The organism is Agromyces agglutinans, assembly GCF_009647605.1.
Classification (GTDB): Bacteria; Actinomycetota; Actinomycetes; order Actinomycetales; family Microbacteriaceae; genus Agromyces; species Agromyces agglutinans.
In genome coordinates, this window is sequence record NZ_WJIF01000001.1 from 247,506 (window position 1) to 271,875 (window position 24,370).

A 24,370-nucleotide genomic window follows, 5' to 3' on the forward strand; every position below is an offset into this window, starting at 1 on the left:
CGCCCGGTGGCGCGGATTCGGTGTGCCGTCCCCCTGACGCCACCTCCCGCACACAGTCGCCGGGCTCCACCGCGCCGAAGCGTATCCCGGCGGGTCCGGGGGCCCTCGGCTCCCCTGATGCCGCCACGATCGGAAGGAACACACACCTCGTGGCAACTCTGCACTGGGATCCCATCGACGACCGTGCGGTGGACACTGCGCGCGTGCTCGCCGCCGACGCGGTCGAGAAGGTCGGCAACGGGCACCCGGGTACGGCGATGAGCCTGGCTCCCGCCGCCTACCTCCTCTTCCAGAAGGTCATGCGGCGCGACCCGTCGGACACCCGCTGGCTCGGTCGCGACCGGTTCATCCTGTCGGCCGGCCACAGCTCGCTCACCCAGTACGTCCAGCTCTACCTCGAGGGCTCGGGGCTCGAGCTCGACGACCTGAAGGCGCTGCGCACGTGGGGTTCGAAGACCCCCGGCCACCCCGAGTACGGCCACACCGAGGGCGTGGAGATCACCACCGGCCCGCTCGGCCAGGGCCTCGCGTCCGCGGTGGGCTTCGCATACGCGTCGCGATTCGAGCGCGGCCTGTTCGACCCCGAGGCTCCCGCCGGCGAGAGCCCGTTCGACCACTTCGTGTACGTCATCGCCGGCGACGGCGACCTCCAGGAGGGCGTGACGAGCGAGGCATCCTCGCTGGCCGGTCACCAGCAGCTGGGCAACCTCGTCGTCATCTACGACTCGAACCAGATCTCGATCGAGGACGACACGAACATCGCCTTCACCGAGGACGTCGCCGCACGCTACGAGGCGTACGGCTGGCACGTGCAGACCGTCGACTGGAAGAAGACGGGCCAGTACGTCGAGGACGTCGCCGAGCTCCACGCGGCGCTCGAGGCTGCGAAGGGCGAGCAGGCGAAGCCCTCGATCATCATCCTGAAGACGATCATCGGCTGGCCATCCCCCGGCAAGCAGAACACCGGCAAGATCCACGGCTCGGCGCTCGGCGCGTCGGAGCTGGCCGCCACGAAGGAGGTGCTCGGCTTCGACCCCGAGCAGGCGTTCGTCGTCGCCGACGACGTGATCGCGCACACCCGCGCCGCACGCGAGCGCGGTGCCGCCGCGCATGCCGAGTGGCAGGTCGCGTTCGACGCCTGGGCCGCCGCGAATCCCGAGCGCAAGGCGCTGCTCGACCGGCTCGAGGCCGGCGAGCTGCCCGAGGGCATCGAGTCCGCCCTGCCCGTGTTCGAGGGCGGCACCGAGGTGTCGACCCGCGCGGCCTCGGGCAAGGTCATCAACGCCCTCGCCCCGCAGCTGCCCGAGTTCTGGGGCGGTTCGGCCGACCTGGCCGAGTCGAACCTCACGACGATCAACGGCGCGGCGTCGTTCATCCCCGAGCAGTGGTCGACCCACGAGTTCTCGGGCAACCCGTACGGGCGGGTGCTGCACTTCGGCATCCGCGAGCACGCCATGGGCGCGATCGTCAACGGCATCGTGCTGCACGGGCCCACGCGCGCCTTCGGCGGCACGTTCCTCATCTTCAGCGACTACATGCGGCCCGCGGTCCGCCTGGCTGCGCTCATGCAGGTGCCCTCGATCTTCGTCTGGACGCACGACTCGGTCGCGCTCGGCGAAGACGGCCCGACCCACCAGCCGATCGAGCAGCTCGCGACGCTGCGCGCGATCCCCGGTTTCACCGTCGTGCGCCCGGCCGACGCGAACGAGGTCTCGTACGCGTGGCTCGAGATCCTCAAGCGCCGCGACGCCCCCGCCGGCATCGCGCTCACCCGCCAGAACATCGCCGTGTTCGAGCGCGGCGACGGCGAGGCGTCGGGCGACGTGCTCGCCTCGGCCGCCAACGTCGCGAAGGGCGCATACGTGCTCGCCGAGGCGCCGTCGGGCTCGCCCGACGTCATCCTCATCGCGACCGGCTCCGAGGTGCAGCTCGCGGTCGCCGCGCGCGAGCAGCTCGCCGCTGAGGGCGTGCAGGCGCGCGTCGTCTCGGCACCGAGCCTCGAATGGTTCGAGGAGCAGGATGCCGCCTACCGCGAGTCCGTGCTCCCCGCCTCGGTCACGGCGCGGGTCTCCGTCGAGGCCGGCGTCTCCCTGAGCTGGCAGCGCTACGTGGGCCCCCGCGGTCGCAGCGTGTCGATCGAGCACTTCGGCGCCTCCGCCGACTACAAGACCCTGTTCCGCGAATTCGGCATCACGACCGAAGCCGTCGTCGCCGCCGCGAAGGAATCGCTCGCCTCCGCGTGAGCGAGCAGAAGGAGAACATCGCCATGAGCACCACCCCCACCGCCGCCCTCTCCGAGGCCGGCGTCAGCATCTGGCTCGACGACCTGTCGCGCCAGCGCCTCGCCACGGGCGACCTCGAGCGACTGATCGCCGAGCGCGACGTCGTCGGCGTCACGACGAACCCCACCATCTTCGCGGGCGCCCTCTCGAACGGCGCGGCGTACGCCGACCAGTTGCACCACCTCGCGGTGGGCGGCGTCGACGTCGACGAGGCGGTCTTCGAGATCACGACCGACGACGTGCGCGCCGCGTCCGACGTGTTCCGGCCCGTCTTCGACCGCAGCGGCGGATTCGACGGCCGGGTCTCGATCGAGGTCGCGCCCGATCTCGCGCACGACACGGCCGGCACGATCGCCTCGGCGAAGCAGCTCTGGGCGAAGGTCGACCGACCGAACGCGATGATCAAGATCCCCGCGACGGTCGAGGGCCTCGACGCCATCCGCGACACCATCGCCGCGGGCATCAGCGTCAACGTCACGCTCATCTTCAGCCTCGAGCGCTACCGCCAGGTGATCGAGTCCTACTTGGCCGGCCTCGAGCAGGCGAAGGCCGCGGGCATCGACCTGTCGACGATCCACTCGGTCGCCTCGTTCTTCGTCTCTCGGGTCGACACCGAGATCGACAAGCGCCTCGAGGCGATCGGCACCGACGAGGCCCTCGCCCTGAAGAGCAAGGCGGGCGTGGCCAACGCGCAGCTGGCCTATGAGCTGTTCGAGCAGGCCTTCGCGACCGAGCGCGCGACCGCGCTGCTCGAGGCCGGCGCCAACCGGCAGCGCCCGCTCTGGGCGTCGACGGGCGTCAAGGACCCGGCGCTGCCCGACACCCTCTACGTCACGCAGCTCGTCGCCCCGGGCGTCGTCAACACGATGCCCGAGAAGACGCTCGAGGCGACCTTCGACCACGGCGAGATCACGGGCGACACCGTGACCGGCTCGTACGCGGCCGCGGGCGAGGTGCTCGATGCCCTCGCGAACGCCGGCGTCGACTACGACGACGTGACCGCGCTCCTCGAGCGCGAGGGCGTCGAGAAGTTCATCGTCTCGTGGAACGAGCTGCTCGGCACGGTGCGCGAGGCGCTGGAGGCCGCACGATGAGCTTCCGCATCGCGGTCAGCGGGGCCGCCGCCGAGGCCGTCCGCCGCACGGTGCCCGCCCTCGTCGCCGACCGCGTCGCGTCGGGCATCACCGCTCAAGACCCGGCGCTCTGGGGCGGTGCGGCCGAGGCCGAGGCGTCCAAGCGCCTCGGCTGGACCGAGGCCGTCGCGGTCTCGCGCCCGCTCGTCGCCGAGATCGTCGCGCTGCGCGACGAGCTGCGCGCGGCCGGCGTCGACCACATCGTGCTCGGCGGCATGGGCGGATCCTCGCTCGCGCCCGAGGTGATCACGCGCACCGCGGGTGCCGCGCTCACCGTGCTCGACTCGACCGAGCCCGGCCAGGTCCGGGCGGCGCTCGCCGACCGGCTCGCCTCGTCGGCGCTCGTGGTGTCGTCGAAGTCGGGCTCCACGGTCGAGACCGACAGCCAGCGCCGCGCGTACGAACGAGCCTTCACCGAGGCCGGCATCGATCCCACGACGCGCATCGTCGTGGTGACCGACCCGGGCTCGCCGCTCGACGAATCGGCGCGGGCCGCGGGCTACCGCGTGTTCAACGCCGACCCGAACGTCGGAGGCCGCTACTCGGCGCTCACGGCATTCGGCCTGGTGCCCTCGGGGCTCGCGGGTGTCGACATCGCCGAGATCCTCGACGAGGCGGAGGCGATCGAGCTCTCGCTCGCGGTCGACGCCGACGACAACCCAGGCCTCATCCTCGGCGCCGCCATCGCCGCGACGGCTCCGCTTCGCGACAAGCTCGCGATCGTCGCCGACGGCACGCACGTCGTCGGCTTCGCCGACTGGGCCGAGCAGCTCATCGCGGAGTCCACCGGCAAGGAGGGCACCGGCCTGCTGCCGGTCGTGCTCGAGCCCGGCGCCCCCGAGCTGTCGGCGGGCCTTCCCGACGTCCAGGTCGTGCGCCTCGTCGCCGACGCGGGCGACCGCGTGTTCGACGGCGACTCGGGCGAGATCCTCGTCTCGGGAACGCTCGGAGCACAGCTGCTCGTCTGGGAGTACGCGACCGCGGTCGCCGGGCGCCTGCTCGGCATCAACCCGTTCGACCAGCCCGACGTCGAGTCGGCGAAGATCGCCGCTCGCGGCCTCCTCGACGCCCGCCCCGAACCCGCCCCGGCCGCGTTCGTGGCCGACGGCATCGAGGTCCGCGGCACGCCCGAGGTGATCGGCGCCGCCAGCGACCTCGTGTCGGCCATCGACGTGCTCCTCGAGGAGCTGCCCGCGAACGGCTACCTCTCGGTGCAGGCCTATGTCGACCGAGTTGCGCATCCCGAGTTCGCCGAGCTCCGCGACCTCCTCGCGGCGCGCGCCGGGCGTCCGGTGACGTTCGGCTGGGGCCCGCGGTTCCTCCACTCGACCGGGCAGTTCCACAAGGGCGGTCCGGCGGTGGGCGCGTTCCTGCAGCTCGCGCAGCGTCCGGTTGACGACCTCGACATCCCCGACCGGCCGTTCACGTTCGGCGAGCTGATCGCCGCGCAGGCGTCGGGTGACGCGAGCGTCCTGGCCGAGCACGGGCGTCCGGTGCTCACGCTCACCCTCACCGACCCGACCTCGCAGCTCGCGGTGGTCCGCGACGCGATCAGCTGATCGGCATCGGCATGCAACCCGCCACGATCACCGCGGGCGACAACCCGCTCCGGTCGCCCAAGGACTACCGCCTGAACCGCATCGCGGGTCCCTCGAGCCTCATCATCTTCGGCGTCACGGGCGACCTCGCCCGCAAGAAGCTGATGCCGGCGGTCTACGACCTCGCCAACCGCGGACTCCTGCCGCCCGGCTTCGCGCTCGTCGGGTTCGCCCGCCGCGACTGGGAGGACCAGGACTTCGAGCAGGTCGTCCACGACTCGGTCAAGCAGTACTCCCGGACCGAGTTCCGCGAAGACGTCTGGAAGCAGCTGGCGCGGGGCATCCGCTTCGTCCAGGGCGACTTCGACGACGACGCCGCCTTCGATCGCCTGCGCGAGGTCGTCGAGCGGCTCGACCGCGACCGGGGAACGATGGGCAACCACGCGTTCTACCTGTCGATCCCGCCGAAGTCCTTCCCGCTCGTGACCGAGCAGCTCAAGCGCTCGGGCCTCACGGAGCAGAAGGACGGCCAGTGGCGACGCGTCGTCATCGAGAAGCCGTTCGGCAGCGACCTGAAGACCGCACGCGAGCTGAACGACGTGGTCGCGTCGGTCTTCCCGCCCGACTCGGTCTTCCGCATCGACCACTACCTCGGCAAGGAGACGGTCCAGAACATCCTGGCGCTGCGCTTCGCGAATCAGCTGTACGAGCCGATCTGGAACGCCAACCACGTCGACCACGTGCAGATCACGATGGCCGAGGACATCGGCGTGGGCGGTCGCGCGGGCTACTACGACGGCATCGGCGCGGCTCGCGACGTCATCCAGAACCACCTGCTGCAGCTGCTCGCCCTCACGGCGATGGAGGAGCCGATCTCGTTCGACGCGGCCGACCTCCGCGCCGAGAAGGAGAAGATCCTCGCCGCCGTACGGCTCCCCGAGGATCTTGCGACCGGCACCGCGCGCGGGCAGTACGCGGGCGGATGGCAGGGCGGTGAGAAGGTCGTCGGGTTCCTCGACGAAGACGGCATGAACCCGGAGTCGACGACCGAGACGTACGCGGCCATGAAGCTGCTCATCGGCACCCGCCGCTGGGCGGGCGTGCCGTTCTACCTGCGCGCCGGCAAGCGCCTCGGGCGCCGCGTCACCGAGATCGCCGTGGTCTTCAAGCGTGCGCCGCAGCAGGTCTTCGCCGACAGCCAGACCTCGCAGCTCGGCCAGAACGCCCTCGTGATCCGGGTGCAGCCCGACGAAGGGGTCACGATCCGATTCGGGTCGAAGGTCCCCGGCGCCGGCATGCAGGTGCGCGACGTCACCATGGACTTCGGATACGGCCACGCCTTCACCGAGGCCAGCCCCGAGGCGTACGAACGACTCATCCTCGACGTGCTGCTCGGCGACCCGCCGCTGTTCCCGCGCCAGGAGGAGGTCGAACTCTCCTGGAAGATCCTCGACCCGATCGAGGAGTTCTGGGCGACGCAGGGGCAGCCCGAGCAGTATCGCCCCGGTACCTGGGGGCCGTCGAGTGCCGACGAGCTCCTCGCCCGCGACGGCCGAACCTGGAGGCGCCCGTGATCGTCGACCTGCCCGACACCACCACCAGCGCGATCTCGAAGGCGCTCGTCAAGATCCGCGAGGAGGGCGGCGCCGTCGCCCTCGGGCGCGTGCTGACGCTCGTCATCGCGACCCGCTCGGGCGCCGAGGAGGAAGCGATCGAGGCCGCGAACGACGCGTCGCGGGAGCATCCGATGCGCGTCATCGTGGTCTCGACGACCGCCGACGCCGAGGACGCGGGCGCACCGTCGCGACTCGACGCGGAGATCCGCGTCGGCGGCGACGCCGGCGCGAGCGAGGTCATCGTGCTGCGCGCGTGCGGGGCCGCCGCCGGCGACGAGGAGAGCCTCGTCATGGGCCTGCTGCTGCCGGATGCCCCCGTGGTCACCTGGTGGCCGGGCCAGGCGCCCGACCGCCCCGGCGAGTCGCCGCTCGGCCGCATCGCCCAGCGTCGCATCACGGATGCCTCGGCGCAGGTCGACCCGCAGGCGGCGCTGCGCGTCCTCGCGGCGAACTACTCCCCCGGCGATGCGGACTTCGCGTGGACCCGGCTGACCCTGTGGCGCGCCCAGCTGGCTGCGGTACTCGACCAGCCGCCCTACGAGTCGGTGACCGACGTCGAGGTGACCGGCTCGATCGACTCGCCGTCGACCACGCTGCTCGCGGCGTGGCTGCGCATGCAGCTCGGCGCGGAGACGCAGTATCGGCTCACGCCGGTCGAGGAGGGTTCGCACGGCATCCGCGGCGTCGTCCTCGACCGCCCGTCCGGCGCGATCGAGCTCGTCCGCGACCTCCCGGGTGTCGCGACGCTCCGCCAGCCCGGGCAGCCGACGCACGACCTGGCGCTGCCACGGCGGAACCTGCGCGACTGCCTGGCCGACGAGCTACGCCGACTGGACCCCGATGAGCTGTACGGTGAGGTGATCACCGTCGGTCTCGCCGAACTCATCGGCGTCGAGTCGGCCCCGGCCCCCCAGGAGGCGCTTCGATGACGAACGAGCGGCGAGTGCTGGTGCACCCCGACCAGGAATCACTCGCCGGGGCGGTCGCCGCGCGTTTCATCACGAAGACGCTCGACATCCTCGACGCCCAGGAGATCGCGCACCTCTCGCTGACCGGCGGGAGCATGGCTTCCGCCGTGCTCGATGCCGTCTGGGCCTCCCCCGCCCGCACCTCGCTCGATTGGAGCCGGGTGCACTTCTGGTGGAGCGACGAGCGCTGGCTGCCCGACGGCGATCCCGAGCGCAACGACCGGCAGGCGCGCGACGCGCTGCTCGACCGGCTCGAGATCCCGGCAGAGCAGGTGCACGCGATGCCGTCCGCCGACTCGGGGCTCGACCTCGACTCCGCCGCGGCGTCGTACGCCGAGGACCTCGCGCGGTTCGGCACCGACGGGCTCGCACACCCGGTGTTCGACATCGCGTTCCTCGGGGTCGGTCCCGATGGGCACATCGCGTCATTGTTCCCGCATCGGTCGGGCATCCGGGTGACCGACCGCACGGTGATCCCTGTTCGCAACTCCCCCAAGCCGCCGCCCGAGCGGTTGAGCCTCACGCGACCCGTGATCAACGGCTCGCAGCGCATCTGGCTCGTGCTCGCGGGCGCCGACAAGGCGTCGGCCTTGGGGCTGGCCCTCGCCGGCGCGAGCCGCGACGAGGTGCCCGTCGCGGGCATCAAGGGCCGCCGGCGCACGGTGTTCTTCATCGACCAGGCGGCCGCCTCGGAAGTGCCCGAGGAGCTCATCGCCCGCGAGTACTGAGCGGCGCGTTCCGTGCGTGCATCCGCACGCACGTGCTCACCCGCACCAGTGTCCGCATCCCATACGCGAGAGGCCGGCTCGAATGAGCCGGCCTCTCGCGTATCCGCCTGCGCCGCCGCGTCGACGGCAGCGGCTACTTGGGTGCGTTCGTGCCGCGACGCGCACGGAGCTGTTCGAGCGCCTCCTCGAGCAGCGTCTCGGCCTCGGCCTCGGTGCGGCGTTCCTTCACGTAGGCGAGGTGCGTCTTGTACGGCTCGGCCTTCGCGAGGGCGGGAGGGTTCTCGCGATCGCGGCCGGCCGGGAGCCCGGTCGACGGGCTGTCGATCACGTCGGGGATCTCTTCGGACGGCAGGTTCGCGGCGAAGTAGCGGACGGTCTCGTTGCCGAGGGCGTCCCAGTAGCTCACTGCGATGCGGTCGGCGTGGAAGCCGTGGTCCTGTTCGCCCATGGGGCCCGCGCCGACGCGCGACCCGCGGATGGCGCTGTTACCTGATGGCATGTCGCTCCCCCGTCAGAGTCCGGCGTCGAACTTGGTGATGAGACCCAGCACCACGATGCACGCGACCCAGATGAGGCCGAGGATGATCGTGATGCGGTTGAGGTTTCGCTCGGCGACACCGGAGGCGCCGAGGCTGGAGGTCACGCCGCCGCCGAACATGTCGGACAGGCCCCCGCCGCGGCCCTTGTGCAGCAGGATGAGCAGCGTCAGCAGGAGGCTCGTGAGGCCGAGCAGCACCTGCAGGACGACCTGGAGAATCTCCACGGTGAACCCTTTCCGGGCACGACGTGCTGCCGTGCCGACATTCGAGTATAACGAGTGGCCGCGGCCAGCCTCGCAGGCGGGCCGCGGCCGATACGGCTCAGGCGCCGACGTGCTTGGAGAAGCGCGCGATGCTCGAGAACTCGTCGATGTCGAGGCTCGCGCCGCCGACCAGCGCCCCGTCGACGTTCGGCTCGCGCATGAACGCCGCGATGTTCGCCGCCTTCACCGAGCCGCCGTACAGGATGCGAGTGGCCTTCGCGGTCTCGTCGTCGAAGACCTCGGCGACGACGCCGCGCAGCGCCGCCGCGACCTGCTCGGCCTGCGCGGGCGTCGCCGCCTGGCCGGAGCCGATCGCCCAGACGGGCTCGTAGGCGATGACGAGCTCCTTGGAGCCGTCGACGCCCTCGAGGGCCGCGCGGAGCTGGGCCACGGGCACCGCGCTCGCGCCGTGCGCCTCGAGATCTTCCGCCGTCTCACCGACGCAGAGCACCGGCACGATGCCGTGACGCTGGGCCGCGAGGACCTTGCGGTTGACGTCGGCGTCGGTCTCGTGGTGCAGCGTACGTCGCTCCGAGTGGCCGATGATGACGTACCGGCAGCCGAGCTGCGCGAGGAACGCCCCCGAGATCTCGCCGGTGTAGGCGCCGGAGTCGTGCGCCGAGACATCCTGCGCGCCATAGGCGACCGGCAGGGTGTCGGCGACGACGAGCGTCTGCACCGAACGGAGGTCGGTGAACGGCGGGAAGACCGCGACCTCGGCATCGGCGAAGTCGTGCTTCGCGTCGGCGAGCGACCACGCGAGCTTCTGCACGAAGGCGATCGCCTGCAGGTGGTCGAGGTTCATCTTCCAGTTTCCGGCGATGAACGGGGTACGTGCTACTGCCATCCGAGGACCTCCAGTCCGGGGAGCTGCTTGCCCTCGAGGAACTCGAGGCTCGCGCCCCCGCCCGTCGAGATGTGACCGAATGCGTCGTCGGCGAATCCGAGCTGACGCACGGCCGCGGCCGAGTCGCCGCCGCCGACCACGCTGAGGCCGTCGACCTCGGTCAGCGCCTGCGCGACCTGTCGCGTGCCCTCGGCGAAGGGCGCCAGCTCGAACACGCCCATGGGCCCGTTCCAGAAGACGGTCTTCGACGCGCGGATGCGCTCCGCGAACGCCGCCGCGGTGTCGGGGCCGATGTCGAGGCCGAGGCCCGATTCGCCGAACGGCGTCTGCTCGATCGCGTCGGCGGCGGTGACCACATGCTCCGCGTCGGCCGAGAACGACGCCGCGACCACGACGTCGGTCGGCAGCAGCAGTTCGACCCCGCGCTCCTCTGCCTCGGCCAGGTAGCGCCGCACGGTCTCGATCTGGTCGGCCTCGAGCAGGCTCGACCCCACGGGGTGGCCCTGGGCTGCGAGGAACGTGAACAGCATGCCGCCGCCGATGAGGAGCGAGTCCACGCGAGGCAGGAGGTGCTCGATCACGCCGAGCTTGTCGGAGACCTTCGAGCCGCCGAGGACGACCGCGTAGGGCCGCTCGGGCGACTCGGTGAGGCGGTCGAGCACGTCGAGCTCGGCGGCGATCAGCAGGCCGGCGGCACTGGGCCGCAGCTGCTCGAGGTCGTACACGCTCGCCTGCTTGCGGTGCACCACGCCGAAGCCGTCGGAGACGACCGCGTCGGCGAACGCCGCGAGCTGCTCGGCGAAGGCGCCGCGCTGGGCGTCGTCCTTCGCGGTCTCGCCCGCGTTGAAGCGCAGGTTCTCGAGCACGAGCACCTCGCCGTCGCCGAGCGACGCGGTCTTCGCCGCGGCGTCTTCGCCGACCGTGTCGGTCGCGAAGGCGACGGGCGCGCCGAGGAGCTCGCCGAGGCGCACGGCGACCGGCGCGAGGCTGTACTTCGGGTCGGGGGCTCCTTCGGGGCGCCCGAGGTGGGAGACCACGATGACGCGGGCGCCCTGGCCCGTGAGGGCCTGGATGGTCGGCACCGACGCCCGCACGCGGCCGTCGTCCGTAATGCTGCCGTCCTTCAGGGGGACGTTCAGGTCACAACGGACGACGACGCGCCTGCCGGCGAGCGGACCGAGGGAATCGATCGTTCGCAGGGTCACGATGCTCGATTCAGAGACGCTCGGCGACGTACTCGGTGAGGTCGACGAGGCGGTTGGAATAGCCCCACTCGTTGTCGTACCACGCCGAGAGCTTCACCTGGTCGCCGATGACGCGCACGAGGCCCGCATCGAAGATCGACGAGTGCGGGTCGGTCACGATGTCGCTCGAGACGATCTCGTCCTCGGTGTACTTCAGGATGCCCTTGAGCGGTCCCTCGGCGGCGGCCTTCTTGTAGGCGGCCTTGACCTCGTCGACCGTGACGGGGCGCGACGCGGTCACGGTGAGGTCGGTGATCGAGCCGGTGGGCACGGGCACGCGCAGCGCGAAGCCGTCGAGCTTGCCGATGAGCTCGGGCAGCACGAGGCCGATCGCCTTCGCGGCGCCGGTCGAGGTCGGCACGATGTTCAGCGCAGCTGCGCGAGCCCGGCGGAGGTCCTTGTGCGGGCCGTCCTGGAGGTTCTGGTCGGCCGTGTAGGCGTGCACCGTGGTCATCAGGCCGCGCTCGATGCCGAACTCGTCGTTGAAGACCTTCGCGAGCGGTGCGAGGCAGTTCGTCGTGCACGACGCGTTCGAGATGATGTGGTGCGAGGCCGGGTCGTACGAGTCCTCGTTCACGCCCATGACGAACGTGGCGTCCTCGTCGGTCGCGGGTGCCGAGATCAGGACCTTCTTCGCGCCGGCGTCGAGGTGCTTGCGCGCGTCGGCGGCCTTCGTGAAGAAGCCCGTCGACTCGATGACGATGTCGACGCCGAGCTCGCCCCAGGGCAGGTTGGCGGGGTCGCGCTCGGCGAACGCCTTGATGGCCTTGCCGTCGACGATGAGGTTCTCGTCGTCGTACTCGACCGACGCGTCGAGACGGCCCGTGATCGAGTCGTACTTGAGCAGGTGAGCGAGCGTCTTGTTGTCGGTGAGGTCGTTGACGGCGACGACCTCGAGGTCGGCGCCCTGGGCGAGCGCGGCACGGAAGTAGTTGCGGCCGATGCGGCCGAAGCCGTTGATGCCGATCTTTACGGACACGGAGTAACTCCTGTTGGACGTGCGCGAGCGCGCGGGTTCTCGATGTGTAGCCGGACGGCGGTGTCCCCGGACGGTGTCCGGGGACACCCATCCGCTATGACAGTAGCAGCAGCCCCGAGGTGCGCTCGCGGGCGACGTCAAAGCGCTGCTGGACGTTCGCCCAGTCGGCGATGTTCCAGAAGGCCTTCACGTAGTCGGCGCGGACGTTCTGGTAGTCGAGGTAGTACGCGTGCTCCCAGACGTCGAGCATGAGCAGCGGCACGATGCCCGCGGGCAGGTTGCCCTGCTGGTCGAAGAACTGCACGATGATCAGCCGCTGGCCGAGGGAATCCCACGCGAGCACCGCCCAGCCAGAGCCCTGCACGCCGAGCGCCGTCGCCGTGAAGTGCGCCTGGAACGCGTCGAACGAGCCGAACTGGTCGTCGATCGCCGCAGCGAGCTCGCCGGTCGGCTTGTCGCCGCCGTTCGGCGAGAGGTTGGTCCAGAAGATCGAGTGGTTGACGTGGCCGCCGAGGTTGAAGGCGAGGTCCTTCTCCAGCTTGTTCACGTTCGCGAGGTTGCCGGTCTCGCGCGCCTCGGCGAGCTGGGCGAGTGCGGTGTTCGCGCCCGTCACGTAGGCCTGGTGGTGCTTCGAGTGGTGCAGCTCCATGATGCGGCCGCTGATCGACGGCTCGAGCGCCGCGTAGTCGTAGGCGAGTTCGGGGAGGGTGTAGTCAGCCATTGCTTCTCCTTGTCAGATGCCGGGTTCCCGGGCCTCCGCTCGGGTGAACCGCAGCTCGTCCCACTCTATGCCCGGCGGGCGGGCACCTGCCCGGGGGTTGCGTCACACCGCGTCCAAGTGCGCGCGGCGGGGCGAGCGCCGGGGGTCAGACGACGTCGAAGTCGGCGGGCAGGCTCGCCTCGGTGCCCGGAATCCCGAGATCGGCCGCACGCTTGTCTGCCATCGCGAGCAGTCGCCGGATGCGGCCGGCGACCGCGTCCTTCGTCATCGGCGGGTCGGCGTGATGGCCGAGCTCGTCGAGGCTCGCCTCGCGGTGGGCCAGGCGCAGTTCACCGGCGTACTTGAGGTGCCCGGGGATGTCGTCGCCGAGGATCTCCATGGCCCGCTCGACCCGTGCGCACGCCGCGACGGCCGCCTGGGCCGAGCGCCGCAGGTTCGCATCGTCGAAGTTGACGAGGCGGTTCGCGGTCGCGCGCACCTCCCGCCGCTGGCGCAGCTCCTCCCAGTTGCGCACGGTGCCGGTCGCGCCCATGAGCGTGAGCATCGCGCTGATCGCCTCACCGTCGCGCACGACCACTCGATGCACGCCGCGGACCTCCCGCGCCTTCGCCGAGACGCCGAGGCGCCCGGCGGCACCCACGAGGGCCATCGCCGTCTCGTTGCCGGGGCAGGTGACCTCGAGCGCCGCCGAGCGGCCCGGGTCGGTCAGGCTGCCGTGCGCGAGGAACGCCCCGCGCCACACGGCGGCGACCTCGTCTCGGGAGCCGGTCGTCAATCGGTTCGGGAGTCCCCGAACCGGTCGGCGCCGAGCGTCGAGGAGCCCGGTCTGCCGGGCGAGCGTCTCGCCCCCCTCGAGCACGCGCACCAGGTACTGGTTCTGCCGGCGGATGCCGGAGGCCGAGATCACCGACACGTCGGGACGCACGCCGTAGAGTTCCCCGAGGTCGCGCGTCACGCGCTTCGCGACGGTCGCCGAGTCCAGCTCGGCCTCGATCGCGATGCGGCCCGAGATGAGGTGCAGTCCGCCGGCGAACCGGAGTACGGAGGCCAGCTCGGCCGCGCGGACGCTCGTCTTCGACACCTCGACCCGAGCGAGTTCTTCCTTCACGTCCGCGGTCAATGCCACCTGTGTTTCCAATCTGTCGTACTCATCGCGACGCCGGTCATTCCCGACCCAGGTCGCGGTCCTTCACGGCCACCGCGACGCCCGGCATCCGCTCGATCCGCGCCGCCAGCTCGCGCGCGAGCGCGACCGAGCGATGCTTGCCGCCGGTGCATCCGATCGCCACCGTGGCATGGCGCTTGTTCTCGCGCTGGTAGCCGGCGAAGATCGGCGCGAGCGCCGCCGCGTAGGCGTCGAGGAACTCGAGCGCGCCCTCCTGCTCGACCACGTAGTCGGACACGGCCGCGTCGGTGCCGGTCAGCGGACGCAGCTCGGGCAGCCAGAACGGATTCGGGAGGAACCGGGCGTCGACCACGAGGTCCGCGTCAGCCGGCAGCCCGTACTTGAAGCCGAAGCTCACGACGGTCACGCGAAGGCCCGCCGCGCCGGTCTCGGCGAAGCTCTCGGTCACCCGGTTGGCGAGCTGGTGGATGTTGAGGTCGGACGTGTCGATGAGGATGTCGCTCATCTCGCGGACCGCCTGCAGGCGGGTGCGCTCGGCCGTGATGCCGTCGAGGATCGTACCGTCGCCCTGCAGCGGGTGCGGTCGGCGCACCGATTCGAACCGCCGCACCAGCGCGGCGTCCGTCGCGTCGAGGAAGACCACTCGGACGCTCACGCCGGTGCGAAGCGCCTGGATGATGTCCTGCAGCTCGGCGAAGAAGTCGCGACCGCGGACGTCGACGACGGCGGCGATGCGCGGGAGGGTCGCGCCGGCTCGTTCGACGAGTTCGACGAGCGGGCGCAGCATCTGCGGCGGGAGGTTGTCGACCACGTACCAGCCGAGGTCCTCGAGCGCGTTCGCGACGGTCGAGCGGCCCGCCCCGGACATGCCGGTGACGATGAGCATCTCCTGACGCTCGGCCTCGTCTCCCATCGGCGGGCGCCCCCTCTCGTTCGCTCCCACCACCCTACCGGGGCCCCGGCGCCGCGTCGGCGTGGAGCGTCGAGCGGATCGTCGCCGCGAGGGTCGGCCCGATGCCCTTCACCTCGGCGATGTCGGCCTCGCTCGCGCCCTTCAGCCTGGCGACCGAGCCGAAGTGGCGGAGCAGTTCCTTCACGCGCGCCGGTCCGAGGCCCGGGATCTCGGAGAGCACCGTGCCGATGTCGCGCTTGCGCCGCTGGCGCTGGTGCGTGATGGCGAACCGATGCGCCTCGTCGCGGATGCGCTGGAACAGGAAGAGCGCGTCGGAGTTGCGCGGCAGGATCACGGGGTAGTCGGAGTCGGGCGTCCAGATCTCCTCGAGCCGCTTCGCGATGCCGCAGAGCGTGATGCCCTGGACGCCGGACTCCGCGAGCGCCCGTGCCGCGGCCTCGACCTGCGGCTGGCCGCCGTCGACGACCAGCAGGTTGGGCCGGTAGGCGAACTTCTTGCGACGCTCGGGCGCGACAGGTGCATCGGATGCCTCGGCGACGGCGTTCTCGACGGTCGCGGTCTCCGCGTGCGCGGCCGCGGTGGGCTCGTCGGCGCCGGTCGCTGCTGCTTCCTCGCCATCCCCGCCGCGTAGATACGCGAGCCGTCGCGTCAGCACCTGGTGGATCGAGTCGGTGTCGTCGCTCGAGGCGGGGATGGTGAACCGACGGTACTCGTCTTTGCGCGGCAGACCGTCTTCGAAGACGACCATCGACGCGACGATGTTCGTGCCCGAGAGATGCGACACGTCGTAGCACTCGATGCGGAGCGGGGCATCCGGCATGCCGAGCGCCTCCTGGATGTCTTCGAGGGCTCGCGATCGCGTCGTGAAGTCGGCGCTGCGACGGGTCTTGTAGAGCATGAGCGACTGCTTGGCGTTGCGCGTCGCCGTCTCGAGCAGCGACGCCTTGGCGCCGCGATGCGCGACGCGAAGCTCGACCCGACGACCCGCACGCTCGCCCAGCCACGATTCGAGCGCCTCGGCGTCGTCGGGCAGCTCGGGCACCACGACTTCGCGCGCCGGCACCAGGTCGTGTCCGTAGGCGTTCTGCACGACCGAGTCGACGAGTTCGCCGAGCGGCACGTCGAGCTCCTTGTCGACGGTCCAGGATCGCTCGCCGCGGATGCGGCCGCCGCGCACCATGAACAGGTGCACGGCCGCGGCGAGTTCGTCGTGCTCGATGCCGAACACGTCGAGGTCGACGCGATCGCCGAGCACGACCGCGCTCTTCTCGAAGAAGGCGGTGGCCGCCTGCAGCTCGTCGCGTTTGCGCGCGGCGGTCTCGTAGTCCTGCACCGCGGCGGCCTGCCGCATCTCGCGTTCGAGCTCGCGCATGATGCGCGGATCCTGGTTCTGCATGAAGGCGACGAACCGGTCGACGTTCTCACGGTGCTCCTCGATCGTCACCTTGCCCGAGCACGGCCCGAAGCAACGGCCGATCTGACCGGCGAAGCAGGGCTTGCCGGTCGCCATGGCCCGCCGGTAGTCGCTGTCCTTGCACGTGCGGATCGGGAAGATCCTCGTGAGGATCTCGAGCGTGTCGGTGACCGCCCACATCTTGGGGTACGGCCCGAAGTACCGGGCGCCCGGGATGCCCCGCTTGCGGGACACCATCGCACGCGGCGCCTCGTCGGCGAGCGTCACCACGAGGTACGGGTAGGACTTGTCGTCCTTGAACCGCACGTTGAAGGGCGGCTTCAGCTCGTTGATCCAGGTGATCTCGAGGTTCAGCGCCTCGACGTCGCTGGCCACCACCGTCCACTCGACGGATGCCGCGCTCAGCACCATCCGCCGCGTGCGCTCGTGCAGGGTGCGCAGCGGGGCGAAGTAGTTCGACAGGCGCGCCCTGAGGTTCTTCGCCTTGCCGACGTACAGCACCCGGCCGTCGGCGTCGCAGAACCGGTACACCCCGGGTGAGGTGGGGATCTCCCCCGGCTTCGGGCGATACGGCACGCCCGAAGCGATCGACGGTGCGATGCCCATCGCCTAGCTGGCGACCTGCGCGCGCTCGTGCGCGTCGAGGATCTCGCGGAGGAAGAAGCCGGTGTGGCTGTCGGGGTGATCGGCGATCTGCTCGGGAGTGCCCGTCGCCACGATGCGGCCGCCGCCCGACCCGCCCTCTGGGCCCAGGTCGATCAGCCAGTCGGCCGACTTGATCACGTCGAGGTTGTGCTCGATGACGATGACCGTGTTGCCCTTGTCGACGAGCTTGCCGAGCACCTTGAGCAACTTGCGCACGTCTTCGAAGTGCAGGCCCGTCGTCGGCTCGTCGAGCACGTACACGCTGCGGCCGTTCGAACGACGCTGCAACTCGGTCGCGAGCTTGACGCGCTGCGCCTCACCACCCGAGAGGGTCGTCGCGCTCTGACCGAGCTGCACGTAGCCGAGGCCGACGTCGACGAGCGTCTTCAGGTACCGGTGGATCGCGGAGATCGGTTCGAAGAAGTCGGCGGCCTCGCTGATCGGCATCTCGAGCACCTCGGCGATGTTCTTGCCCTTGTAGTGCACCTGCAGCGTCTCGCGGTTGTACCGCTTGCCGCCGCAGACCTCGCAGGCGACGTAGACGTCGGGGAGGAAGTTCATCTCGATCTTGATCGTGCCGTCGCCCGAACACGCCTCGCACCGGCCGCCCTTGACGTTGAAGCTGAACCGGCCGGGCAGGTACCCGCGGGCCTTGGCCTCGGTCGTCTCGGCGAACAGCGTGCGGATGCGATCGAACACGCCGGTGTACGTCGCCGGGTTCGAGCGCGGCGTGCGGCCGATCGGCGCCTGGTCGACGTGCACGACCTTGTCGAGCTGGTCGAGGCCGGAGACGCGGCGGTGCTTGCCCGGCACCTTGCGAGCCCCGTTCAACCGGTTGGCGAGCACGCGGTAGAGGATGTCGTTGACGAGCGACGACTTGCCGGAGCCCGAGACGCCGGTGACCGCCGTGAGCACCCCGAGCGGGAACTCGGCGTCGACGTTGCGCAAGTTGTTGGCCGCAGCACCCTCGACGGTGATCACGCGGTCGCGGTCGATCGGCCGACGATGTGCGGGCAGCGCGATCTCGCGGCGACCCGCGAGGTAGTCGCCCGTGAGCGACTCGGTGTTCTTCAGCAGGTCGGCGTAGGAGCCGGAGTGCACCACCGTGCCGCCGTTGACGCCGGCGCCGGGCCCGATGTCGACGATCCAGTCCGCCGTGCGGATGGTGTCTTCGTCATGCTCGACGACGATGAGGGTGTTGCCGAGGTCGCGCAGCGCCACGAGCGTGTCGATGAGGCGACGATTGTCGCGCTGGTGCAGCCCGATGCTCGGCTCGTCGAGCACGTAGAGCACGCCGGTGAGCCCCGAGCCGATCTGCGTCGCGAGCCGGATGCGCTGCGCCTCGCCGCCTGAGAGCGTCGCCGCCGCGCGCGCGAGGTCGAGGTAGGACAGGCCCACGCGGATCAGGAAGTCGAGCCGCACCTTGATCTCGCGCAGCACCTGCGCCGCGATCGCCTGCTCGCGGTCGGTCAGCTCGAGCCGATCCATGAAGGCGCGCGCGTCGGTCAGGCTGAGCAGCGCGACGTCGGCGATGCTCCGGTCGTGGATGAGCACCGAGAGCACCTCGGGCTTGAGCCGCTTGCCGCCGCACACGGGGCACGGCACCTCGCGCAGGTACTCGGCCCAGCGCGCACGCTGCACGTCGGTCTCGGCCTGCACGTACTGCCGCTCGATGTAGGGGACGACGCCCTCGAACCCCGAGGTGTAGCTCATCTCACGGCCGTAGCGGTTGCGCCACTTGACCTTGACCTCGAAGTTGTCGCCGCGCAGCACCGCGGCCTGCGCCGTCGGGTCGAGGGACTCCCACGGGGTGTCGAGCGAGAAGCCGAGGTCGCGCGAGAGCCCGTCGAGCAGCTTCTCGTAGTAGTTGTAGAGGCTCTTGCCCTGCGAGGTCCACGGCAGGATGACGCCTTCGCTGATGGACAGCGACGGGTCGCCGAGCAGGAGCTCTTCATCGACCGACATGCGCGTGCCGAGCCCCGAGCACTCGGGGCAGGCGCCGAACGGCGCGTTGAACGAGAACGTGCGCGGCTCGATCTCGGAGAGTTGGATGGGATGCTGGTTCGGGCACGACAGCTTCTCAGAGAAGGTCTGCCACGCGTCGTCGCCCTCGCGATCGACGTAGTTGATCTGCACCAACCCGTCGGTCAGTCGCAACGCCGTCTCGAGCGAGTCGGTGAGCCGGCCGAGGATGTCGGCGGATGCCACGAGCCGGTCGATCACGACCGAGATGTCGTGCTTGACCTGCTTCTTCAGCGTCGGCGGCTCGTCGAGCCGGATCAGCTCGCCGTCGACGACCGCGCGGGAATAGCCCTGCGCCGCGAGGTCGCGGAAGAGGTCGACGAACTCGCCCTTCTTCTTCGAGACGACCGGGCTCAACACCTGGAAGCGCGTGCCGTCGGGCAGCTCGATGAGCTGGTCGGCGATCTGCTGCACGGTCTGCTTCTGGATGCGCTCGCCGCACACGGGGCAGTGCGGCACGCCGATGCGGGCCCACAGCAGTCGCATGTAGTCGTAGATCTCGGTGATCGTGCCGACGGTCGACCGGGGGTTGCGGTTGGTCGACTTCTGGTCGATCGAGACCGCCGGGCTCAGGCCCTCGATGAAGTCGACGTCGGGACGGTCGACCTGGCCGAGGAATTGGCGCGCGTACGCCGACAGCGATTCGACGTATCGGCGCTGGCCCTCGGCGAAGATGGTGTCGAACGCGAGCGAGGACTTGCCCGAGCCGGAGAGGCCGGTGAACACGACCATCGCGTCACGCGGGACCTCGACGTCGACATTCCGCAGGTTGTGCACGCGTGCCCCGCGGACACTCAGGCGGGAATGGGCATCGAGACGTGAAACTGGCACCCTTCGAGTCTACGGAGGGCCACCGACACGGATGCCTCGAGCGCGAGCGCTCTCAGCGAACATACGTTCGATTCACAGTTCGGAAGCCGTTACCCGAGGTGGCCGGCCTTCTCCATCTGGCGCAGCTCGCGCTTGAGTTCCTGGACCTCGTCGCGCAACCGCGCGGCGAGCTCGAACTTGAGCTCGCCGGCGGCCTCGAGCATCTGGTCGTTGAGGTCGCGGATGAGGTCTTCGAGGTTGCTCGCGCCCTCGGCCGCGATGCCCTCGCGCCGCAGGTTCGGCACGGGCGACTTCTTGCGCTGGTCGCGCCCGGCGAGGAGCGCTGCGGTGTCGGCCTCCTCGCGGGCGAGGACCTGCGTGATGTCGGCGATGCGCTTGCGCAGCGGCTGCGGATCGATGCCGTTGACGCGGTTGTACTCGAGCTGCCGCTCGCGGCGCCGCGTGGTCTCGTCGATCGCGTTCGCCATCGAATCGGTGACCACGTCGGCGTACATGTGCACCTCGCCGGAGACGTTGCGCGCCGCGCGGCCGATGGTCTGGATGAGCGAGGTCGAGCTGCGCAGGAAGCCCTCCTTGTCGGCGTCGAGGATCGCGACGAGCGACACCTCGGGCAGGTCGAGGCCCTCGCGCAGGAGGTTGATGCCGACGAGCACGTCGTAGACGCCGGCACGCAGCTCGCTGAGGAGCTCGACGCGGCGGAGCGTGTCGACGTCGGAGTGCAGGTAGCGCACGCGCACGCCCGCCTCGGTGAGGAAGTCGGTGAGCTCTTCGGCCATGCGCTTGGTCAGCGTAGTGACCAGCACGCGCTCGTCGCGCTCGGCCCGGACGCGCACCTGCTCGAGCAGGTCGTCGATCTGCCCCTTGCTGGGCTTCACGACGATCTCGGGGTCGACGAGCCCGGTGGGGCGGATGATCTGCTCGACGACGCCGTCGGCAACGCCCATCTCGTACTTGCCGGGAGTCGCCGAGAGGTACACCGTCTGGCCGACGCGCGCCTTGAACTCGTTCCACCTCAGGGGCCGGTTGTCGAGCGCGCTCGGCAGACGGAAGCCATGCTCGACCAGGGTGCGCTTGCGCGACGAGTCGCCCTCGTACATGGCGCCGATCTGCGGCACGGTGACGTGCGACTCGTCGATGACCACGAGGAAGTCGTCGGCGAAGTAGTCGAGCAGGCAGTGCGGCGCCTCGCCCGGCGCGCGGCCGTCGATGTGCCGCGAGTAGTTCTCGATACCGGAGCAGAAGCCGATCTGCTCCATCATCTCGAGATCGAACGTCGTGCGCATGCGCAGCCGCTGCGCCTCGAGCAGCTTGCCTTCGCGCTCCAGCTCGGCGAGTCGCTCCTCGAGCTCGAGGCGGATGGTGCCGATCGCGCGCTGCATCACATCGGTGCTCGCGACGTAGTGCGAGCCCGGGAAGATCGGCACGGCGTCGAGCTTGGCGACCACCTCGCCGGTCAGCGGGTGGAGGCTGAACAGCGCCTCGATCTCGTCGCCGAACATCTCGATACGGATCGCCAGCTCTTCGTAGACGGGGATGATCTCGATCGTGTCGCCGCGTACGCGGAAGGTGCCTCGGGAGAAGTCGACGTCGTTGCGCTGGTACTGCATCGACACGAACTTGCGGATCAGCCAGTCGCGATCCACGCGCTGGCCGACCTGGAGCGGCATCATCGCCGCGAGGTATTCCTCGGGCGTGCCGAGGCCGTAGATGCACGACACGGTCGAGACCACGACGACGTCTCGTCGGCTGAGCAGCGAGTTCGTCGTCGAGTGGCGCAGACGCTCGACCTCCGCGTTGATCGAGCTGTCCTTCTCGATGAAGGTGTCGGTCTGCGGGACGTAGGCCTCGGGCTGGTAGTAGTCGTAGTACGAGACGAAGTACTCGACCGCATTGTTCGGCATGAGCTCGCGGAACTCGGTCGCCAGCTGCGCCGCGAGGGTCTTGTTGTGCGCCAGCACCAGCGTGGGACGCTGCACCTGCTCGATGAGCCACGCCGTGGTCGCCGACTTGCCCGTGCCGGTCGCGCCGAGCAGCACCACGTCGGTCTCACCGGCGTTGATGCGCCCCGCGAGTTCGGCGATGGCCTGCGGCTGGTCGCCGCTGGGACGGTACTCGCTCACGACCTCGAACGGACGGACGGAACGCGTGGCCTGCATGCGTTCCAGTCTAGGTTCGGCCACCGACACGCCGGCCGGTGTTCGCCGTGGGCGCGACCGCGACCGCGACCCCGACGGCGACGGCGACCCCGCGCGCGGCGCTCAGCTCGCGCGGCGGCGCCGCGTCGGGCTCAGCGCGCGCGGCGCTCCTCGACGATGCGCGCCCAGAGGGCGTCGGCCTGGCTCATCGTGTGGCCGAGGCTGCCCGACGTGTCGATGACCACGTCGGCGATCTTCCGGCGCTCCTCGTCGTCGACCTGGGCGTCGACCCTGGCCTCGGCGTGGTCTGGCTCGAGCCCGCGCTCCTCGACGAGGCGCTTGACCTGGACTCCCCGACCGGCGCTCGTCACGACGATGAGGTCGAACGGGTGGTCGACGGATGCCTCGACCAGGAGCGGCACGTCGTACACGACGACGGCATCGGGGTCCTCCTGCTCCGCCTTGACGATGAGCCGGCCCGAGAGCTCGCGGACCGCGGGGTGCACGATGCCGTTGAGCCGAGCGCGCGCCGCGTCGTCGGCGAACACGATCCCGCCGAGTCGTTCGCGGTCGAGGACGCCGTCGGCGCGCACGATGTCGGGACCGAACGCCTCGACGATCGAGGCGAACGCCGGCGTGCCGGGCTCGACGACCTTGCGCGCCAGCTGGTCGGCGTCGATGTGGATCGCACCGTGCTCGTAGAGCCGTCGGGCGACCGTGGACTTGCCCGACGCGATGCCGCCGGTGAGGCCGATCAGATACACGCTGCCCAGCCTAGCGGCGGCAGGCGGCAGGCGGCAGGCGGCAGGCGGCCGGCTGCTGACGCCTGACGGCTGACGACCCGCCTTCGCCCCGCTGCCCGCGATCGAGCCTCGCCCCGGTGGAACGCCGAAGGCCGGCCCCGCATGGGACCGGCCTTCGGAGGTTCGTCAGGAGACGATCAGTTGCTCGAGAGCTTCTCGCGCAGCGCCGCGAGCGACGCGTCGTCGGCGAGGGTGCCGCTGCCGGCCGAGTCGCTCGAGTACGACGCCGTGCCGCTCGCGAACGAGTCGTCGCTGGCCTGGGCGGCCTGCGAAGCAGCGACCTGCTTCTTGTGGGCCTCCCAGCGAGCCTGAGCCGCAGCGTACTGCTGCTCCCACTCTTCGCGCTGGGCCTCGAAGCCCTCGCGCCACTCGTTCGTCTCGGGGTCGAAGCCCTCCGGGAACTTGTAGTTGCCCTGCTCGTCGTACTCGGTGAGCATGCCGTAGAGCGCCGGGTCGAACTCGGTGCCCTCGGGGTCGACGCCGTCGTTCGCCTGCTTGAGCGAGAGCGAGATGCGGCGACGCTCGAGGTCGATGTCGATGACCTTGACGAAGACCTCTTCGCCGACCGACACGACCTGCTCGGCGAGCTCGACGTGCTTGGCCGAGAGCTCCGAGATGTGCACGAGGCCCTCGATGCCGTCTGCGACGCGCACGAACGCGCCGAAGGGGACGAGCTTCGTGACCTTGCCCGGTGCGACCTGGCCGATCGCGTGGGTGCGCGCGAAGACCTGCCACGGGTCCTCCTGCGTCGCCTTGAGCGACAGGGAGACGCGCTCGCGGTCGAGCTCGACGGAGAGCACCTCGACGGTGACCTCCTGGCCGACCTCGACGACCTCGCTGGCGTGCTCGATGTGCTTCCACGACAGCTCGGAGACGTGCACGAGGCCGTCGACGCCGCCGAGGTCCACGAACGCACCGAAGTTGACGATCGACGAGATGACGCCCTTGCGGATCTGGCCCGGGTGCAGGTTCGCGAGGAAGGTCGAGCGCGACTCGGACTGCGTCTGCTCGAGCAGGGCGCGGCGCGAGAGGACCACGTTGTTGCGGTTCTTGTCGAGCTCGAGGATCTTCGCCTCGATCTCCTGGCCGAGGTACGGCGTGAGGTCGCGAACGCGGCGGAGCTCGATGAGCGACGCCGGCAGGAAGCCACGGAGGCCGATGTCGACGATCAGGCCGCCCTTGACGACCTCGATGACCTGGCCGGTCACGACGCCGTCGGACTCCTTGATCTTCTCGACGTCGCCCCACGCGCGCTCGTACTGGGCGCGCTTCTTGGACAGGATCAGTCGGCCTTCCTTGTCCTCCTTCTGGAGAACGAGGGCCTCGACGGTGTCGCCGACGTTGACGACCTCGCTCGGGTCGACGTCGTGCTTGATGGAAAGCTCGCGGGAGGGGATGACACCCTCGGTCTTGTAGCCGACGTCGAGGAGGACCTCGTCGCGGTCGATCTTCACGACGGTGCCCTCGATCAGGTCGCCGTCGTTGAAGAACTTGAGCGTCTTCTCGACCGCGGCGAGGAAGTCGTCAGCAGATCCGATGTCGTTGATCGCGACCTGCTTGGGCGCCTTGGTCGTTGTGGTGGTCATGTAGTGGTTGCTCCGAAAGGACAGAATCAGGCCCACC

The 24,370-nt window shown here is 70.1% G+C and carries 19 protein-coding genes; 6 read left to right on the forward strand and 13 right to left on the reverse strand.

Annotated elements, in window-relative coordinates; genetic code table 11:
• The first annotated feature begins 149 nt into the window (after positions 1-149).
• Genes tkt through pgl form a run of 6 tightly spaced genes read left to right on the forward strand, consistent with a single transcriptional unit; the run spans position 150 to position 8,265 of the window.
• Positions 150-2,243, forward strand: coding sequence for a transketolase (tkt, locus tag GE115_RS01215; protein ID WP_312854762.1), 2,094 nt, complete (start codon positions 150-152; stop codon positions 2,241-2,243).
• 23 nt (positions 2,244-2,266) lie between these two features.
• On the forward strand, positions 2,267-3,376 hold the full coding sequence (gene tal, locus GE115_RS01220) for a transaldolase (RefSeq protein ID WP_153683001.1): 1,110 nt from the start codon (positions 2,267-2,269) through the stop codon (positions 3,374-3,376).
• On the forward strand, positions 3,373-4,974 hold the full coding sequence (locus tag GE115_RS01225) for a glucose-6-phosphate isomerase (protein WP_153683002.1): 1,602 nt from the start codon (positions 3,373-3,375) through the stop codon (positions 4,972-4,974). The genes tal and GE115_RS01225 overlap by 4 nt, the downstream gene beginning before the upstream one ends.
• Positions 4,975-4,985: 11 nt before the next feature.
• Positions 4,986-6,527, forward strand: a complete 1,542-nt coding sequence (zwf, locus tag GE115_RS01230; protein WP_153683003.1) for a glucose-6-phosphate dehydrogenase — start codon at positions 4,986-4,988, stop codon at positions 6,525-6,527.
• Positions 6,524-7,498 carry a glucose-6-phosphate dehydrogenase assembly protein OpcA gene (locus tag GE115_RS01235; RefSeq protein WP_312854763.1) on the forward strand — a complete coding sequence of 325 codons (975 nt, stop codon included), beginning with the start codon at positions 6,524-6,526 and terminating at the stop codon, positions 7,496-7,498. Before zwf ends, GE115_RS01235 begins: the two co-directional genes overlap by 4 nt.
• On the forward strand, positions 7,495-8,265 hold the full coding sequence (pgl, locus tag GE115_RS01240) for a 6-phosphogluconolactonase (RefSeq protein WP_153683005.1): 771 nt from the start codon (positions 7,495-7,497) through the stop codon (positions 8,263-8,265). Before GE115_RS01235 ends, pgl begins: the two co-directional genes overlap by 4 nt.
• Positions 8,266-8,398: 133 nt before the next feature.
• Here pgl and GE115_RS01245 read toward each other — a convergent pair whose 3' ends face one another.
• The 13 genes from GE115_RS01245 to rpsA all read right to left on the reverse strand — a co-directional run bounded on the left by GE115_RS01245 (position 8,399) and on the right by rpsA (position 24,333).
• Complete coding sequence (locus GE115_RS01245) at positions 8,399-8,764, reverse strand: RNA polymerase-binding protein RbpA (RefSeq protein ID WP_153683006.1); 366 nt, start codon at positions 8,762-8,764, stop codon at positions 8,399-8,401.
• Positions 8,765-8,776: 12 nt separating this feature from the next.
• The gene (gene secG / locus GE115_RS01250) at positions 8,777-9,028 is read right to left on the reverse strand and encodes a preprotein translocase subunit SecG (RefSeq protein WP_312854764.1); all 252 of its coding nucleotides are present in this window, start codon (positions 9,026-9,028) and stop codon (positions 8,777-8,779) included.
• Between the two features lie 97 nt (positions 9,029-9,125).
• On the reverse strand, positions 9,126-9,914 hold the full coding sequence (gene tpiA, locus GE115_RS01255) for a triose-phosphate isomerase (protein WP_153683007.1): 789 nt from the start codon (positions 9,912-9,914) through the stop codon (positions 9,126-9,128).
• Positions 9,905-11,119: a phosphoglycerate kinase gene (locus tag GE115_RS01260; RefSeq protein WP_312854765.1), complete on the reverse strand. Its 1,215-nt coding sequence runs from the start codon at positions 11,117-11,119 to the stop codon at positions 9,905-9,907. The genes tpiA and GE115_RS01260 overlap by 10 nt, the downstream gene beginning before the upstream one ends.
• A gap of 10 nt (positions 11,120-11,129) precedes the next feature.
• Complete coding sequence (gene gap, locus GE115_RS01265) at positions 11,130-12,137, reverse strand: type I glyceraldehyde-3-phosphate dehydrogenase (RefSeq protein ID WP_312854766.1); 1,008 nt, start codon at positions 12,135-12,137, stop codon at positions 11,130-11,132.
• 94 nt (positions 12,138-12,231) lie between these two features.
• Complete coding sequence (locus tag GE115_RS01270) at positions 12,232-12,858, reverse strand: superoxide dismutase (RefSeq protein ID WP_153683009.1); 627 nt, start codon at positions 12,856-12,858, stop codon at positions 12,232-12,234.
• Positions 12,859-13,003: 145 nt separating this feature from the next.
• Entirely contained in the window at positions 13,004-13,984 is a 981-nt protein-coding gene (gene whiA / locus GE115_RS01275) for a DNA-binding protein WhiA (RefSeq protein ID WP_312854767.1), read from the reverse strand.
• Positions 13,985-14,021: 37 nt separating this feature from the next.
• The gene (gene rapZ / locus GE115_RS01280; protein ID WP_153683011.1) at positions 14,022-14,897 is read right to left on the reverse strand and encodes an RNase adapter RapZ; all 876 of its coding nucleotides are present in this window, start codon (positions 14,895-14,897) and stop codon (positions 14,022-14,024) included.
• 34 nt (positions 14,898-14,931) lie between these two features.
• Positions 14,932-16,917: an excinuclease ABC subunit UvrC gene (gene uvrC / locus GE115_RS01285; protein ID WP_153683012.1), complete on the reverse strand. Its 1,986-nt coding sequence runs from the start codon at positions 16,915-16,917 to the stop codon at positions 14,932-14,934.
• Between the two features lie 3 nt (positions 16,918-16,920).
• On the reverse strand, positions 16,921-19,809 hold the full coding sequence (uvrA, locus tag GE115_RS01290) for an excinuclease ABC subunit UvrA (protein WP_312854768.1): 2,889 nt from the start codon (positions 19,807-19,809) through the stop codon (positions 16,921-16,923).
• 89 nt (positions 19,810-19,898) lie between these two features.
• Positions 19,899-21,965, reverse strand: coding sequence for an excinuclease ABC subunit UvrB (gene uvrB / locus GE115_RS01295; RefSeq protein ID WP_153683013.1), 2,067 nt, complete (start codon positions 21,963-21,965; stop codon positions 19,899-19,901).
• Between the two features lie 131 nt (positions 21,966-22,096).
• Positions 22,097-22,708 (reverse strand): dephospho-CoA kinase, encoded by a 612-nt coding sequence (gene coaE, locus GE115_RS01300; RefSeq protein ID WP_312854769.1) that lies wholly within the window; start codon positions 22,706-22,708, stop codon positions 22,097-22,099.
• Positions 22,709-22,884: 176 nt separating this feature from the next.
• Positions 22,885-24,333 carry a 30S ribosomal protein S1 gene (gene rpsA, locus GE115_RS01305; protein WP_153683015.1) on the reverse strand — a complete coding sequence of 483 codons (1,449 nt, stop codon included), beginning with the start codon at positions 24,331-24,333 and terminating at the stop codon, positions 22,885-22,887.
• Positions 24,334-24,370: the final 37 nt, after the last annotated feature.